General features: G+C 39.3%; 11 protein-coding genes and 3 pseudogenes. 7 read left to right on the top strand and 7 right to left on the bottom strand.

Annotated features, from left to right (window positions below; all coding sequences use genetic code 11):
- Positions 1-28: 28 nt before the first annotated feature.
- The 3 genes from KV40_RS00070 to KV40_RS00060 form a co-directional block, all read right to left on the bottom strand.
- Entirely contained in the window at positions 29-1,639 is a 1,611-nt protein-coding gene (locus tag KV40_RS00070; RefSeq protein ID WP_036476582.1) for an MBOAT family protein, read from the bottom strand.
- 59 nt (positions 1,640-1,698) lie between these two features.
- Positions 1,699-1,938, bottom strand: coding sequence for an acyl carrier protein (locus KV40_RS00065; RefSeq protein ID WP_036476580.1), 240 nt, complete (start codon positions 1,936-1,938; stop codon positions 1,699-1,701).
- A gap of 144 nt (positions 1,939-2,082) precedes the next feature.
- A complete protein-coding gene (locus tag KV40_RS00060; RefSeq protein WP_036476578.1) occupies positions 2,083-3,810 on the bottom strand; it encodes a fatty acyl-AMP ligase in 1,728 nt (575 codons plus the stop codon).
- 409 nt (positions 3,811-4,219) lie between these two features.
- Between KV40_RS00060 and KV40_RS00055 the strand changes: the two genes are divergently transcribed.
- Positions 4,220-4,999 carry an SDR family oxidoreductase gene (locus tag KV40_RS00055; RefSeq protein ID WP_036476576.1) on the top strand — a complete coding sequence of 260 codons (780 nt, stop codon included), beginning with the start codon at positions 4,220-4,222 and terminating at the stop codon, positions 4,997-4,999.
- Position 5,000: 1 nt separating this feature from the next.
- Here the strand turns inward: KV40_RS00055 and recR are convergent, their stop codons facing one another.
- On the bottom strand, positions 5,001-5,594 hold the full coding sequence (gene recR / locus KV40_RS00050; RefSeq protein ID WP_036476574.1) for a recombination mediator RecR: 594 nt from the start codon (positions 5,592-5,594) through the stop codon (positions 5,001-5,003).
- A gap of 166 nt (positions 5,595-5,760) precedes the next feature.
- Here recR and ppk1 point away from each other — a divergent pair, with 166 nt between their 5' ends.
- Positions 5,761-7,893: a polyphosphate kinase 1 gene (ppk1, locus tag KV40_RS00045; protein WP_036476573.1), complete on the top strand. Its 2,133-nt coding sequence runs from the start codon at positions 5,761-5,763 to the stop codon at positions 7,891-7,893.
- Positions 7,894-8,004: 111 nt separating this feature from the next.
- On the opposite strand, the gene KV40_RS00040 is transcribed toward ppk1, so the two are convergent.
- A complete protein-coding gene (locus KV40_RS00040) occupies positions 8,005-8,265 on the bottom strand; it encodes a hypothetical protein (protein ID WP_036476571.1) in 261 nt (86 codons plus the stop codon).
- A gap of 35 nt (positions 8,266-8,300) precedes the next feature.
- A complete protein-coding gene (locus KV40_RS00035; RefSeq protein WP_172657205.1) occupies positions 8,301-8,636 on the bottom strand; it encodes a hypothetical protein in 336 nt (111 codons plus the stop codon).
- A gap of 415 nt (positions 8,637-9,051) precedes the next feature.
- Between KV40_RS00035 and KV40_RS00030 the strand changes: the two genes are divergently transcribed.
- Complete coding sequence (locus tag KV40_RS00030) at positions 9,052-10,437, top strand: IS110 family transposase (protein ID WP_036476567.1); 1,386 nt, start codon at positions 9,052-9,054, stop codon at positions 10,435-10,437.
- 25 nt (positions 10,438-10,462) lie between these two features.
- Here KV40_RS00030 and KV40_RS00025 read toward each other — a convergent pair.
- A pseudogene (locus KV40_RS00025) lies at positions 10,463-10,909 on the bottom strand (IS982 family transposase); the annotation flags it as partial.
- Positions 10,910-11,469: 560 nt separating this feature from the next.
- Here KV40_RS00025 and KV40_RS00020 point away from each other — a divergent pair.
- The 4 genes and pseudogenes from KV40_RS00020 to KV40_RS37130 all read left to right on the top strand — a co-directional run.
- Positions 11,470-12,177 (top strand): annotated as a pseudogene (locus tag KV40_RS00020) (reverse transcriptase N-terminal domain-containing protein); the annotation flags it as partial.
- A gap of 613 nt (positions 12,178-12,790) precedes the next feature.
- Positions 12,791-14,452: a group II intron reverse transcriptase/maturase gene (gene ltrA, locus KV40_RS00015; protein WP_036476559.1), complete on the top strand. Its 1,662-nt coding sequence runs from the start codon at positions 12,791-12,793 to the stop codon at positions 14,450-14,452.
- 2 nt (positions 14,453-14,454) lie between these two features.
- The gene (locus KV40_RS00010) at positions 14,455-15,708 is read left to right on the top strand and encodes a group II intron maturase-specific domain-containing protein (RefSeq protein ID WP_216595469.1); all 1,254 of its coding nucleotides are present in this window, start codon (positions 14,455-14,457) and stop codon (positions 15,706-15,708) included.
- 163 nt (positions 15,709-15,871) lie between these two features.
- Positions 15,872-16,090, top strand: a pseudogene (locus KV40_RS37130) (transposase); the annotation flags it as partial.

The following is a 16,090-nucleotide window of genomic DNA, read 5'->3' as shown; positions in this document are numbered from 1 at the left end:
AACTAAATTTTTGCAAGATCGAAAAAATTCAAAACTGAAAATAAATAAATTCTTGTTCTTGAGTCATCCTTAAAATACAAATTAACATCATTATTGCTGTTACTATTGCCCATTTTTGATTGAGTTGCCATTTGAGTTTTAACTTGTGCCATACTTTATTTCTCCAGTTCAAAGAAATACGAAATACATAACTGTCTAAAGCAGGATGATAATCTTTTAATAAGTATTGCGTATTAGGTGCCAACCAAACAATTAGTAATAGAAAACCAATCCAACTAATAATATCTATACTTCTAGTTTGGATATGAGGCATTAAACCATTAAAAGTAATACCAAAATCAGATAAAAAGCCTAACTCGTTAGAAAAAACAGTTGGTAAAGAAATTTTGTTAAAACTAAACATGCTTTGCAATATAATTCTGGCACTATTTAAACTCTCTGCTCTAAAAAATACTAAAGAAACTACTGAAGCTAACATAGTAATAAACCAACCAAATCCATGATGCCACCAAGGAATTTTTCTGGAATTTTGTCCTAGCAATTTACATAAATCTCGCCACAAATAATAAATAACTATACAAACTCCGAGATATCCTCCCCACAAAATAAAAGTCCATCCCGCACCATGCCATAAGCCAGACAATAGCATGGTAATAATAATATTGATGTAAAGTAATATTTGTTGTCCTTGATTATTCTTGGATTTAAAAAGTTTTTGTAGTAAACGAGAAATAGGAATAGAAAGATAATCTCGCAAAAAACGATTGAGAGTTATGTGCCAGCGACTAATTGCTTCGCTCATATTAGTAGCTTGATAAGGAGAATTAAAATTTAGAGGTAACTTAATCCCAAACGTTCTGGCTGTTCCTAACGCCATATCAGAGTAAGCAGAAAAGTCAAAGTAAATTTGCAGGTAGAAAGCAAAAGCACCAACCCAAGCTTCCGTAAAAGTAATAGATGTATTGTAAGCTACTAGATCGAATACTTGATTTACATAAATAGCAACTCCATCAGCGATTATTACCTTTTTGAATAGTCCTATAGAAAACATAGCTAGTCCTATCGCTAAATTTTCTGGTTCAAATTTATAAATAGAACGATCTTCAAATTGAGGAATAATTTCTTGATGATGTACAATAGGACCAGCAATTAATTGAGGAAAGAAGCTGACAAATAAACAATAGTTTAAAAAGCTATATTCTTTTGTTTTACCTCGATAAGCATCTATTAAATAAGCTATTTGTTGAAAAGTAAAAAAAGAAATAGCTAAAGGCAAAATAATTTGCTGCAATGTAAAGTTAGTATTAATTATACTGTTAACTACTGTAATTAAAAAAATAGCATATTTAAAATATCCTAGTAAAGCTAAATTAAAACTGATGCCTCCAGATAAAATTAACTTGCTTTTGAAGTTATTTATCTGACTTTGACTTAAAATAATTCCCAAATAGTAATTAAATAATATAGAAAAAATTAGTAGTTTTAAATAAACAGGATTCCACCAAGCATAAAAAAACATAGAGACTGCAACTAGCCAAATAGTTACAATTTGGTAATGACCAGTGCTACTAATCAAAAAAAAACCTAGTAACGAAATTGGTAAAAAAAGCAAAATAAACTCATGAGAGTTAAATAGCATAATTGAACACAGTAATATTTTCTGAATAATCAATAAGTATGATTGTCTTTGACTTTTTACTAAATCAAAGTTTTTGACAAATACTGTGTTAAAGACTCAATAGTAGGATAATAGTAAACAATAGCTGGATCTAAGTTGCATTGAAAACTATTTTCTAATTCAGCAATCATCGATACAGTAGCTGAAGAGTCAAGTCCATAGCGATCGAAAGGAATGTAAATATCTATTTCCTCGGATTTTGTATTGAGGAAATCTGCTAGATAACTAGTTAGCCAACTCTGTATTTCTGTTAGTGACATAATTACCTAAGTATTTTGTTTGCACTTAAACAAATTTACCCATCTAATTTTTAAAATTATCTTTGCTTAACATAAACTTTACATTACTCAATACTCGATTTTTAGTTAATTATTTATTTTTTTTGACGTTACAAAAAGAATAAATCAATTTAGAGTGTTTAATTGACCATCTATAAATTTTTCTCGACAGGCATAACGGCAAATTTTACCGCTTGAGGTTTTGGGAACTGTTCCAGGTTTTACTAATATAATTTCGTGAGCCTGTAATTCATGATTTGCCATTACTGCTTGGCGAATATCTCCGACCAGACTATCCCTATTTAATTTTTTGATGTAGCTACGCTCGATTTCTTGAACGACTGTCAAGCGTTGTTCTATATTGTTATCTATAGTAAAAGCCGCACCACCATTGAGACGCAAGCCAGGATGACTATGTTGTACTGTTAGTTCGATATCTTCTGGGTAATAGTTACGACCCTTGATAATAATTACGTCTTTATAACGACCAGTAACAAATAGCTCTCCGTCTTTAACAAATCCTACATCTCCAGTGCGGAGAAACCGATTTTCGCTTTTTTCCGATATAGATGCTTGAAAGACTTGCTGAGTTGCTTCTGGCTTGTTCCAGTAACCTACAGCTACACTTTTACCTCGAACCCAAATTTCTCCTACTCGTCCATCAGCACAAAGTTTCAGAGATTCTGGATTGACAATTAGTAGTTCTGTTCCTAGCCAAGTACGACCGCAACTAATCAGAGATTTTGAGTATTGATTATTTTCCTTTTCTACTAAGATTCGATCTCTAGCTAATGCAGTTGGATTTACCTTACAAATACTAGGATAAATAGCGCGATCGCCTCCAGTAACTAATAAAGTTGCTTCTGCTAATCCATAGCAAGGATAAAATGCTTTTTGGGTAAAACCACAAGAAGCAAAAGCCTTAGTAAAATTTTCTAGCGTTTCTTGACGAACGGGTTCGGCACCATTAAAAGCTACCGCCCAACTACTCAAATCTAAACTAGCTCTTTGTTCGGGAGTAGTTCTTTTTACGCACAAATCATAAGCAAAATTAGGCGCACCACTGGTAGTTGCTCGGTAATGAGAAATCGCTTGTAACCAAGCGAAGGGACGATACAAAAAATTAAGCGGCGATATGAGAATACAGTGAATTCCCAAATAAACAGGTTGTAATACATTGCCAATCAATCCCATATCGTGAAATAAAGGCAACCAACCGACAAATACTGTCTTTTCTGTATGTCCGAAAGCTGCTCGAATCATTTGTTGATTGTGAAGCAAATTACCATGACTAACCATGACTCCTTTAGGATTGCCTGTAGAACCAGAGGTATATTGCAAAAATGCCAAACTATTGCTGTTCAAATTTGGTTTTTGCCATTCTGTAGCCAAGTTTGATTCGATTTCATCTGTTGCTATCCAAGTCAAAGCAGCTAGATCGGGGAAATCTCGTAACTTTTTTCCTTGCTGCTCTAAAATAGTCCTTGTAGTTAAAACTATCTTAGCTGCGGCATCCTCAACAATCGATCTTACTCGCGACCAAGGACGATTGGGTTTGGGAGGATAAGCAGGTACGGCAACTATGCCTCCATAGAGACAACCGAAAAAAGCACTGATAAAATCCAGACCTGAAGGATAAATTAATAAAGCGCGATCGCCTTGACTACAAATAGACTGTAAATAAGTAGCGATCGCTCTAGCATGTAAATCTAGTTTGCCATAGGTCAGGCGATCGGTTTCAGTTTCGCCATCTTTCAGGTAGATAAAAGCTGTTTTGTGATAATTGTTGGTTCCTCTCTGGCGCAGTAAGTCAACAAAAGTGTTGCTCCGATCGATTACCCGACTCTCTTCCATTTGTATGCCATCATCTACAAACTTCCGTTTTCTAACACATAAACCCGGCGATCGCTACTGTATTTTTAGCAGGAATTTTTCTCTGCAAGTTTTTCTGCACCAATCTGAAGCAAGTCAAACAATGGGTACTCGAAGTGATTGCCAAAGTAGTGATTGCGGGCAATAAATCTCGTTCCTTAATTCACTAACACTATCAATTTCTGGCAATCGCTTCTTGTCGAACAAAGAATACAAAAAATAATTAGCAACGGTGATTCGTGCTTCGCGAATGCAGGTAAAAATTAAGTATCCTAACGCAGATACAAATACTTTCATTGCTCATTGATAAATAGTTACATCTTTAAGACTACTAATTGTCAATCTAACTGCGTTACAATTCTTAACAAAATTAGGAGTCTGAAGAAGATCGATGAAAACCGCTTTAGTTACAGGTGCTTCTTTTGGTATAGGAAAAGCCTTCGCCAGAGAATTGGCCAGCAAAAAAATGGATTTAGTCCTGGTTGCCAGAACCCAAAATAAGCTACAGCAGCTAGCTACTGAATTAAAAGATAAATATGCGATCGCAACTGAAGTTATTGCTTTAGATCTTAGCGAACCCTCAGCAGGTAAGACACTATTTGATAAAGTAACTGCTAGCGGATTGAACATCGATCTATTAATCAACAACGCAGGTTTTGGCGACTATGGTGCATTTTGCGATCGCCCTTTAGAGAAGCAACTGGCGATGATTCAGCTAAACGTTAGTACTGTCGTCGAACTAACGGGTTTATTTTTACCCGTAATGAAACAACGTGGCGATGGTGCGATCGTTAATGTTTCTTCTATTGCTGCCTTTCAACCCATACCCTATATGTCGATCTATGCAGCTACTAAAGCCTTTATCCTCAACTTTACCGAAGCAATTTGGGCAGAAAACAAAGATAGCGGCGTGAGAATTTTAGCAGTCTGCCCCGGTCCTACAGAATCTCAATTTTACGATCGCGCCGATTTTCCCGACTCGATGGCAGGCATGAACGATGATAATATGGACTCTCCCGAAGCGGTAGTCAGAGAAACTCTCGCAGCCTTAGAAAAAGGACAGTCTACAATCGTTACTGGCGGCATCGGCAATCAGATAATCGTCAATATACCGAGATTCATTCCCAGAGATTTGTTGGTAAATGCTGTCGGCAAACAATTCAAGCAGTAAATTAATCTAACTCTCTTCTGCCTTCTAATGCCCTGGCTAACGTAACCTCGTCAGCATATTCGAGATCTCCACCCATTGGCAAGCCAAAAGCAATTCTGGTTACTTTGGTAAAAGGCTTAATCAAGCCATTGAGATAAAGGGTAGTCGTTTCACCTTCTACGCTAGGGCTAATGGCTAAAATAACTTCTTTAATATCTTTGTTGGTAATTCTCCTTACGAGAGCTTCAATATTGAGTTGTTCGGGTCCAATACCGTCCATAGGAGAAATTACCCCTCCTAAAACATGATACAAACCGCGATATTCTCTGGTTTTTTCTAAAGCAATAGTGTCGCGAGAGTCGGCAACAACGCAAACCGTAGTGCGATCGCGATTGGGATTGCTACAAATAGAGCAAACTGGTTCTGCCGAAAGATGAAAACAGACTTTACACAAGCCTACTTGCTGTTTGGCTTCAATTAAAGCTTGTGCTAAAGCTTTAACTTCTTTGTCTGGACGTTTAATTAAATGCAGAGCCAATCTTTGAGCAGTTTTGGGACCAACTCCTGGTAACAGCTGTAATTGCTCGATCAAACGAGCCAAAGGGGGTGTATATATGACTCTCTCCTAAACTAAGTTCTAACTGCCTGTTAAATTGGCATTTCTCCAAGAGCGATCGACACTTCGCTGGGGAATTTTTTCTCGTGAATCATAAAATATTATAGATAAATTTTGGGACTCCAAGTTTTAAAATTAAGACGGGCGAGACTGTTAAGCAACTATTATGACTACTACCAAAAAGAGCGATAAAAAAATCGACCTCAGAAATTTCAAATACTATTTCAATCGAGAATTAAGCTGGCTGGAATTCAATCGACGTGTATTGGCAGAAGCAACAGACCACAGAACACCACTTTTAGAACGCCTCAAGTTTATGTCGATTGTTAGCTCTAATTTAGATGAATTTTTTATGGTTAGGGTAGCAGGTCTAAAACAACAGGTTGAAGCAGGAGTTACTAAATTATCTGCCGATGGTCGTTCTGCTGAAGAACAGCTACAAGCGATCGCCGAACTGCTGCGACCGATGATTGAGGAACAGCATCAGCATTTTGAAAAGGTACTAAAAAAAGAATTAACTAAATACGGCATTAATCTAATTGATTATGTCGATCTCAACCAAGAACAAAAGGCTTACCTGAATAGTTTTTTTGAAGAACATATTTTTCCCGTACTAACTCCTTTGGCAGTAGATCTTTCCCATCCTTTTCCTTATATTTCCAATCTCAGCCTCAACTTAGCCATAGTACTTAAAGATCCCTCTACAGATCGGGAATTGTTCGCACGACTTAAAGTTCCCAAATCACTACCTCGCTTCGTTGCTTTACCAAAGGAATTGCGTCAGCGATATCGAGGAAAAGTGGGAGTTTGGTCTGGAGTTCCTTTGGAACAAATTATCACTCACAATTTGAAATATTTATTTCCAGGAATGAATATTCTCGAATCATCGGTATTTCGGGTCACGCGCAACACCGATTTGGCTTTAGAAGAAGATGAGGCAGATGATTTGTTGTTGGCAATCGAACAAGAATTACAGAAGCGTCGAATTGGGGGATCTTCGGTTCGGCTAGAAATTCAAGCTTTTATCCCCGAAAATATTAGAGCGACAATTATGCGCGAGTTGATTTTGCAAGAAGACGATGTTTACGACATAGATGGCTTAATCGGTCTGGGAGATCTTATGTCATTTATGAGTCTACCCCTACCAGAATTAAAAGATAAACCCTGGTCTTCAGCTTTGCCACCTAGAATTAACTGGCTTGAAGACGAAAACGCTAGTTTGTTCGATTTAATTCGCAAGCAAGATTTATTAGTTCATCATCCCTATCATTCTTTTAGTGGTACGGTACTGCGTTTTATTACCCAGGCGGCTCAAGATCCCGATGTTTTGGCAATCAAAATGACTCTCTATCGTACTTCTGGAGATTCACCAATTATCAAAGCTTTAATTTCGGCAGCTGAAAATGGCAAACAGGTAGTGGCTTTAGTAGAGCTTAAAGCTCGTTTTGATGAAGAAAATAATATTATCTGGGCGAGAAAATTAGAAAATTCTGGGGTTCATGTAGTCTATGGTCTGCCAGGACTAAAAACTCATACCAAAATTACTTTGGTAGTTCGTCAAGAAGAAGACAAAATTAACCGCTATATGCACATAGGCACTGGTAACTACAATCCTAAAACAGCCAAAATTTATACGGATTTGGGTCTTCTAACCTGCGATCGCGACTTGGGAGCAGATTTAACCGATTTATTTAACTTTTTAACAGGCTATTCCCAACAAAAATCCTATCGCAAACTGTTGGTCGCACCAGTTAGTTTGCGCGATCGCATGATTGACATGATTCGTCGTGAAATCGAGCATTGCCATAATGGTAAGTCGGGCAGAATTGTTGCCAAAATGAATGCTTTAGTTGACACCCAGATAATTGAAACTCTTTACGAAGCGTCTCAGGCTGGAGTAAAAATAGATCTGATTGTCAGGGGAATCTGCTGTTTGCGACCACAACTAAAAGGCATCAGCGATAATATCAATGTTGTTAGTGTAATAGGTCGATTTTTAGAACATTCGCGGATTTATTACTTTCAAAACGACGGTTCGGAAGAAATGTATATTGGCAGTGCCGATTGGATGACGCGCAATTTGAGCCGCAGAGTAGAAGCAGTAACTCCCATTGAATCTCTCGAAATTTTTAAAGATTTGCAAGAAATTTTGGGGATTATGCTATCGGATAATCGTCAAGCATGGGAGTTGCGATCGGACGGAACTTATATTCAAAGAAAACCAGCAGACGGAGAGGAAGCACACAGCACTCACGAATTACTGATGGAAATGGCGGCGCAGTTGGCAGAACTAGATTAGCTAGTTTATAGTAAAAAATTTAGGTAGCCAAGCATTTCACTACTCTAGATTGTCAACAGTAGCTCGTACTATCTGCAAGCGAATTGCAGATTCATGAAAATAAACCGTTTATTAATTGGAAGTGTTATCTATTAAAGATAATTCTTCCTCTGGTTCGATCTCCGTTTGAATTTGCTCGATTCTTACAGAACGATGCAATAGAAAAAAGTTTAAGACTATCAACATAGCCATAACTCCTAAAGCTAATATGGCTTCCCGTTCGCGAGTGGGAGTACGTAAAGACTTGTTTTTTTGATTCTGGGAAGATTCTTCTTCCATAAGCAACATAATTTTAGAAAAATTGTTTGAGGCATCGCGATCGGATAAATTCATTACATTCCTCCTATAAATATCGACTGTTCAAAATTTTAGTAAGGTAAATTCCATTCTGTTAAGATGTGTTGAGTAATAGTGTGGATATTTTTACTTAGTGAAGTCAAACCCAAACTATAAACAATTAAGCTCATTAGCAAGACAAAAACCCAAACAAACTTGTTAACTGTCTTAGTTTCTTTCTGTTTAGAAATGTTGCTAGCAATAAAGTTACTATCGTTTATATAAGTCAAACTTTGATGACTTTTATTTATCGACCGATTTTTTAGTGCTTGTTCGTCAATATGCTTGTGTTCCAGGCATGACGAATGATAATTATTTTGAAAATTAGACATGGTTTCTGAAGCTTGGAAGCTATTAGAATAAACCAAACAATTTCTGCTTTTAAGAAAATAATACTATCGATCGCAAGTAGTAAAATAAATATTTAAAAAGTTTAATAATTCAAATAAGAGTTTGTGCTATAGCAATCAGTATTTGTTTGATTAATATTGGTTCTTCAACGTGAGCGTTCAACGAAATAGGTATTCGTTAAGTCTGAAAGAAACAGAAAATTTCAGCTAAGTAGAGAAAGTCTAACCTAAAATCGGAAGTGTTCTAGCAGTTAAAACCGACCGAACAATGGTGTGAATGCGACCCGTACGTGAGCGTGGTTCTGGGGAGAAGTTTAAGTCATTGGTGAAGAAGTGTAATAGCTTCTATCCCGTCTAAGAGAATTGAAAGTAAAACTGAACCTAGGCTAGAACATTTTTTCATTGGAAAGAGTGAAGCAGCAGGAGAAGAATAGTGGGAAAATACAAGAGGAAATCTAGCTCAAAAGCCAGCAAAAAAAAGTCACTCGATTCTTTAAATCCAATAAATCTGAATGCAGCAGGGATAGACATTGGCGCAGACAGCCATTGGGTTAGCGTACCAGCAGATAGAGACGAACAACCTGTTCGAGAATTTAAATGTTACACACTAAACTTGTATGCCCTAGCCGATTGGCTCAAGCAATGTCAAGTCGAGACAGTAGTGATGGAATCTACTGGAGTATACTGGATACCAGTATTTCAAATTTTAGAGACTAGAGGCTTGGAAGTTTTATTGGTCAATAGCCATCATGTCAAAACTGTGCCAGGAAGAAAAAGTGATGTCCTAGATTGTCAATGGTTACAACAACTACACAGTTATAGTTTATTAGCAGGTTCATTTCGCCCCAGAGATGAAATTTGCGTCCTGCGAAGTTATATTCGTCATCAAGATAATTTAATTCGCAGTGCGGGTACTCACGTTCAACGAATGCAACAAGCTTTGACTCAGATGAATCTTCAACTACATCGAGTTATCAGTGACATCACTGGCAAAACAGGACTGAAAATTATTCGCGCTATGGTAGCAGGAGAGAGAAATCCTCAGACCTTAGCATCTTTCAAAGATGGACGGATTCGTCGCACTAGCGAAGAAATAGCAGCAGCACTAATAGGAGACTATCGAGCCGAACATCTGTTTGTCTTGCAACAAGAATTGCAGTTGTACGAAATGTACCAACAACAAATAGCTCAATGCGACCAAGAAATTGAAGCCTATTTAACTAATCTGGATTCACAAATCGAACTGGAAGCAATTGAACCATTAAAAAAGTCACCACTCACAAAAAAGTATTCGAGTAATACTCCAGCTTTTGATTTGGCTACTCATCTTTACCGTATTAGTGGCGTTGATTTTACCCGCATTGATGGTTTAGGAGTATTAACCGTTCAAACTATTCTTTCCGAAGTAGGTTTGGACCCTAGCCGCTTTCCTACGGTTAAGCATTTTACCTCTTGGTTGGGTTTGTGTCCTGGTAGTCGAGTTAGTGGTGGGAAAGTCAAAAGCTCACAAACTCGTCTTGTAGTTAATCGTGCTGCCAACTCTTTTCGGATGGCTGCTCATGCTTTACGTCGAAGTCAAACTGCTCTGGGAGCTTTTTTTCGTCGTCTCCGCAGTCGATTGGGTACTCCCAAAGCCATTACTGCTACTGCTCATAAATTGGCTCGTATTTTTTATTATCTTTGGACTAAAGGTGGAGAGTACCACGACCCAGGAATTGATATCTACGAACAACAATATCAACAAAGAGTACTCAAGAATCTGCAACGAAAAGCTGACCAACTTGGCTTTGAGCTTGTTGTTAAAGCTTCATCTGCTTAATTTGTTTTCTAAGAGTTCGATGAACCTAAAATAAAGCAGGAGGCAAAGCAGGTAAGCCTTTGTTCTCTAAATCGAGAGAAAGTTTGATTGGATGATAGGTATAGGCAATCAACCCACCAAGTAGATTGACCATGAAATTATGAATACTTTGATGTCGTGTATGTTGAACCTGGCAAATATTTTTTAGCTGGTCGTTAACAGATTCAATGATGGCTCGTTTACGAAGCAGAATCCTGTCGATGAGGGAAACTAAGCGATTATTCATATTCTTGCGATAACGAGTAATCAGTTTCAAACCCCTATCATAAAGCTGCTCAAACCATGCCTGAGAAATATAGGCTTTGTCGCCAATAAGTTTGCTAAAAATGGACATAATTAAATCAGGAACAGGCTTACGGTCATCAGTTTTGGCAGCAGTAAGTTTAAAAGAAAGTAATTCGCCTTGGTCATCGACAATGAGATGTAATTTAAAGCGCAGGGCGTATGCGCCCAAGTCGCGCCTAGCGACGCTACAGAGCTATGCGCTCAAACGCCTTTCAACCGCTGGAGCGTCTCGGCGTTCTGCGAAGTGCGATTCGTTGTCGTGAAACCTAGATAACTAGGGGGATACGGCACATTTCTAAAGTAAGTTATCCTGACTTGAGTTCGCACTTTAATCCTTTAGAAATGATAACTTACAGTTCATCAGCAGGGGGAATAAGCTAGTGGTGTAAAAGACCACACCCTGCGTCTGAAACAACAGACAGAGCCTAAGTACACAGAACTTTCGGATTTATGTGTCGCGCAACTAGCTCAATGGGCGGAGAGATAAACCCTAAAGAACACAAACAATGACTGTAGGAACGAAGTAACCCAATTACATCCCCAAAATTAACTGGTAGGGATCGACCCGTATGGTGTAAATGGAAGAGATGGGTCAAGAAGCAAAAGCCTAATCTGAAACGACAGGTAAAGCCAGAAAAAGGATGGGGTAATGCCCAGGATAAGCAGACGTGACCCGCAAATGTATCAAAGCTAAAGGTGTAATTAACAGTGAACAAGCCTAATACAGATTCAAAGTCGAAGACTGTGGGATGGGACAGTATTGATTGGCAACAAGTCGATAAATATGTCTACAAGCTGCAAACGCGCATTTATGCTGCCTCTCGTCGTGGAGAGATCAAAAAAGTCCGAAAACTTCAAAAAACATTAATGAATTCCTGGTCATGCAAAGTGCTAGCGGTTCGCAGGGTAACACAAGAAAATCGAGGCAAAAAGACAGCAGGAGTGGACGGGGAAAAATCCCTATCCCCAGCAGCTCGTATGAAACTCGTAGGACAACTCAAACTTACAGGTAGAAGTAAACCTACTCGAAGAGTTTGGATACCAAAACCAGGGAAGGATGAAAAACGTCCATTAGGAATACCTACCATATACGACCGCGCCTTACAAGGGGTAGTCAAAGCTGCCCTAGAACCAGAATGGGAGGCAAAGTTTGAAGCCTCAAGCTATGGTTTCCGACCAGGAAGAGCCTGCCAAGATGCGATAAAGCACATTAAGAACGCAATTCAATCTAAAGCCAAGTACGTTTTAGATGCCGACATTGCAAAATGCTTTGACCGCATCAACCACAATACATTACTCCAAAGACTTAACCACAGAGGAAAAGTCAGGAAACAAATTAAAGCTTGGTTAAAATCTGGGGTCATAGACAAAGGGGTATTTACTGCTATATCTGAAGGAACACCTCAAGGTGGCGTGGGTGCGCTGCGAAGCGTACTTTGGTAATGCTCAAGGAGAGTGAAAACTACCAAGAGATAGTACATTCCCTAATGTACTAAGGCTGACCCAGCAGGCAGGGGACAATGAGTAAAAACCTGTTTGAAGCCTGGGGAACAAGGGGCAAAATACTGGCACTCTGTTACAGTATGAGGCTTCGAGCCTGAATTTAACTATGGCTACGAAAGGAATCTTCGTCCGACGCTCCTACACCTTGGACACGCCGCTAAACAACAGAGATGGCGTGAGACATCAGGTAAGTCAATGTTGCACTCGTTTGACTGAAAAGAACTTTCGACGCGGTTCAAATTGCTCTAATTATAAGGGTACAAATTATCAACTGATGTCGGGGATACTAGGTCTGTATCCTTACGGAGTAAAGAAGAAGCCCACGGTTAAATGTAACCACTTACCGAAGTATGAACGTAGGAAGCGCAATAGCTGGTCTGGTCACAGACTGGGTTAACTGCAACTGAAGTAGTTATTGCGTGGCAGAGCCATCGTAGTAGTCCGAGCCAGAAAATAGTCTGGTACATGGCGAAGGATGGCAGTCATTGTTAGAGATACACATAGGAAGTAGAGAGGACTAAGAAGTATGTCCGATATCATCAAAACCCAACGTAGTCTCGCCATAAAAGCAAAGTTCCAGAAGGAACATCAATTTGACCATCTCTATCGGCTCATTTGCCGTCGAGATTGGATTGCCGATGTCCTAAAGACAATTCTCTCAAATAAAGGGTCTAAGACACCAGGAGTCGATGGAATAAGCAAAAAGGCTCTAGAATCAGAGGTAGCAAAGTCTAAATTTGTGAAAGAGCTTGAAAGCGAACTGCGTCAAAAACAGTTCCGCCCAATGCCCGTTCGTCGAATATACATTCCTAAGTCTAACGGTAAAACTCGCCCATTGGGTATTCCTACAATCAAAGACCGAGTAGTACAAATGCTTGTCAAAATGGTGTTAGAACCTATTTATGAAAGCGACTTCTTGAACTGCTCCAACGGTTTTCGACCAGGACGCAGAACACAGGACTGTATCGCCCGATTAGATAGCTACATCAACCGACGCAACAAATACTATTGGGTTATCGAAGGGGATATCAAAGGAGCATTTGACAGCATTCACCATCAAATATTGATAAAATTGCTGGCTCAAAGAATCTCTGATGAAAAGTTCTTAAAACTAATAGAACGATTTCTTGAAGCGGGAATTATGGAAGGTTGTTTGTTCAAACGCACCGAAACGGGAACACCGCAGGGTGCAATCTGCTCGCCAATTTTGGCGAACATCTACTTACATCAGCTAGACCTCTACTGGTGGAACAAATACGGCAATCTTCACCGCAAACAGAAAGAACGTCGTCGAATAAACCACATGGGAAACTGTGCGCTGATTCGATATGCTGATGATTGGCTACTACTTACCAACGGTGGGAAAGCAGAAGCCATCAGGCTAAAAGAAGAGTTTCAAGCCTTCCTCTGGAAAGAACTAAAGCTCGAACTTTCACCAGAAAAAACGCACATAACTCATGTAAATCAAGGTTTTGACTTTTTAGGTTTTCACGTTCAAAGATACGTAAAATCTAATGACCGACCTAAAATGCTGGTCACTCCAGCCCAGGAAAACATTAAAAAGTTGAAGCTCAAGATTAAAGAGATGACGCGACGCAAGTGGTTTCAAGATTCACCATTGCTCAAAATCTCAGCTTTAAACGCAGTACTCAGAGGATGGATTAATTACTATCGCCATACTAACACCAAGAAATTAGCCAAAGATCTAGACTTCTGGGTTAACGAAAGGCTGTTTCTCTGGTTAAGTAAACGGCATAAAGTATCCAAACGAAAAGTACTAGATAGATTCAAACTCCGTGAGAACGGGAAGAGATGGAACTTTGGTGTACTCAACGGGGATAATCACCTTTTTCTTTATAGGATGAGCGATTTACCCCTAAAGAAATACCGTTCTCGTTCACCAGAAAACCCTTATTTAGAAGGGTTTGGAACATTATCAGCAGCACAGCCAGAAATACCTTTATCCCAAATAATCTGGATGGGAAATGCCGAGAACGTCACATGGCGCGAACTCAAAGAGAAAATTAAAGCTGAGAGGGGCGCAAAATGCGAATGTTGTGGCGCACTAGGAAAACTAGACCTGCACCACATCATACCGCGCAAAAGCAAGGGTAAAGACACTGAAGATAATCTTCAGCTACTATGTCGCTCTTGTCATGCCTTAACACCCTCGTTTGGTCGGAGGTAACAATGATGGAAAGCCGTATGACGAGAAATTGTCACGTACGGTTTGGAGAGAGGTATGAAGAAACACATCAATCGCAAGATTGGAAAGTGCGCTTTGTGCCTACTCTATTTAGCCCACTTCTAGCCAATATAGCGTTACACGGCATAGAAAATATGCTTATTGAATATGCTAAGACATTGGATATTAGAAGAAAAGACAAACCGAGCAGCCAGATAAGCTGGCAAAAGAAAGTAAGTCAACTAACATTCGTCAGGTATGCGGATGATTTCGTTGTGCTACACCACGACCTTAAGGTAATCCAGAGATGTCGAGAATTAATCTCGGAGTGGTTAAAAGATGTAGGTTTGGAATTAAAACCAACTAAAACTAGAATAGCTCACACTCTGGATTCAGAGAAGAGTGAGGACGGAATAGCAGGGTTTGACTTTCTCGGATATAACATTCGACAATTTCCTGCGGGTAAATACGTCAGCCCTAGAAATACTAAAAAAGACGTAGTTGGTTTTAATACCTTCATCACCCCAAGCAAAGATGCCTGTAAAAAGCATCAAAGTCGTATAAAAGTCATCAGGAAACACAAGAACTCATCACAAGCTCGGATAATCTCAGAGCTTAACCCTGTAATCAGGGGATGGTGCAACTATTACAAGTTTTCTGATGCCCAAACAAGAAACATCTTAACTAAACAAGATCATCTTGTATACCTCAAATTAAGAGCTTGGGGCAGATACCGATGCAGAAGTCTTAAAAAGGCTTACAAAAAATATTACACAAAAATCGGTAAAAGAAATTGGATATTCGCAACCAGGGAAGGGGACGCGAACCCTCTTCGGTTACTTTTGCATAGTTCGTTCGATAGCAGTTCAACCAACTACGTAAAAGTTAAAGGCGATAAAAGCCCCTACGACGGCAACCTGATTTATTGGAGTACCAGAATGGGTAGACATCCCGAAATGCCCGTTTCCAAGGCTATTAAGCTCAAGAAGCAAAAAGGCAAATGTAGCTGGTGCGGATTATATTTTCGTGAGGGAGATGTTTTGGAGGAAGACCATATTACGGCTATTGCCCTCGGCGGTAAAAACGTATATGACAATCTCCAATTACTACACGCACACTGTCACGATGAAAAAACAGCACTGGATATGATTGAAATAAGGAAAAAACGACTATCTAACTTCTTAACGGAGTTACATAAATTATGGTCGAAAGTAAACTACCTATGGGTAGATGATATTCCAGTTATACTCAGCAGTTGAGGGGTCAGTTATTGACAAAGTGGATACGTTTGAGTAGCCGTATGTGTTGAAAAGCACAAGTACGGTTTCGGAGGAGAGGGGTAAGTTGGAAACAACTACCCCGACTCTAATCGGCGGCGAACTCCAGTTCGCAAAGGCATTGTTTCGGAAACTTAAAGGTAATCCCATTCTGGATTTGCGTTTAGTTGAGATTCGTCATGGTCGTAGCTGGTATCGATATCTTACTTCGGTACTTGACCCCAAGATTTTACCTCCCTTTGTGGTTGGCGCTCTCTACTCACGTCGCTGGCGAATCGAAGAAAGTTTTCTTCTACTTAAACGGTTGCTAGGTTTGAGTTACTTGTGGACTGGTGAGCCACTGCGTTGGGCGGGTTCCCCGACT

The sequence above is a fragment of the Myxosarcina sp. GI1 genome (assembly GCF_000756305.1).
In the GTDB taxonomy this organism is placed as follows: Bacteria; Cyanobacteriota; Cyanobacteriia; order Cyanobacteriales; family Xenococcaceae; genus Myxosarcina.
Note: the sequence above shows the minus strand (reverse complement) of the source record. Positions and strands in the feature narration are given on the sequence as shown.

What these genes read in the sequence shown, in the direction of transcription:
- KV40_RS00055 (WP_036476576.1), top strand. Translation starts at nt 4,220, where the DNA reads ATGAAAACCGCTTTAGTTACAGGTGCTTCTTTTGGTATAGGAAAAGCC.
- KV40_RS00010 (WP_216595469.1), top strand. Translation starts at nt 14,455, where the DNA reads ATGATGGAAAGCCGTATGACGAGAAATTGTCACGTACGGTTTGGAGAG.
- KV40_RS00065 (WP_036476580.1), bottom strand. Translation starts at nt 1,938, where the DNA reads ATGTCACTAACAGAAATACAGAGTTGGCTAACTAGTTATCTAGCAGAT.
- KV40_RS00060 (WP_036476578.1), bottom strand. Translation starts at nt 3,810, where the DNA reads ATGGAAGAGAGTCGGGTAATCGATCGGAGCAACACTTTTGTTGACTTA.
- KV40_RS00040 (WP_036476571.1), bottom strand. Translation starts at nt 8,265, where the DNA reads ATGAATTTATCCGATCGCGATGCCTCAAACAATTTTTCTAAAATTATG.
- ppk1 (WP_036476573.1), top strand. Translation starts at nt 5,761, where the DNA reads ATGACTACTACCAAAAAGAGCGATAAAAAAATCGACCTCAGAAATTTC.
- ltrA (WP_036476559.1), top strand. Translation starts at nt 12,791, where the DNA reads ATGTCCGATATCATCAAAACCCAACGTAGTCTCGCCATAAAAGCAAAG.
- KV40_RS00070 (WP_036476582.1), bottom strand. Translation starts at nt 1,639, where the DNA reads ATGCTATTTAACTCTCATGAGTTTATTTTGCTTTTTTTACCAATTTCG.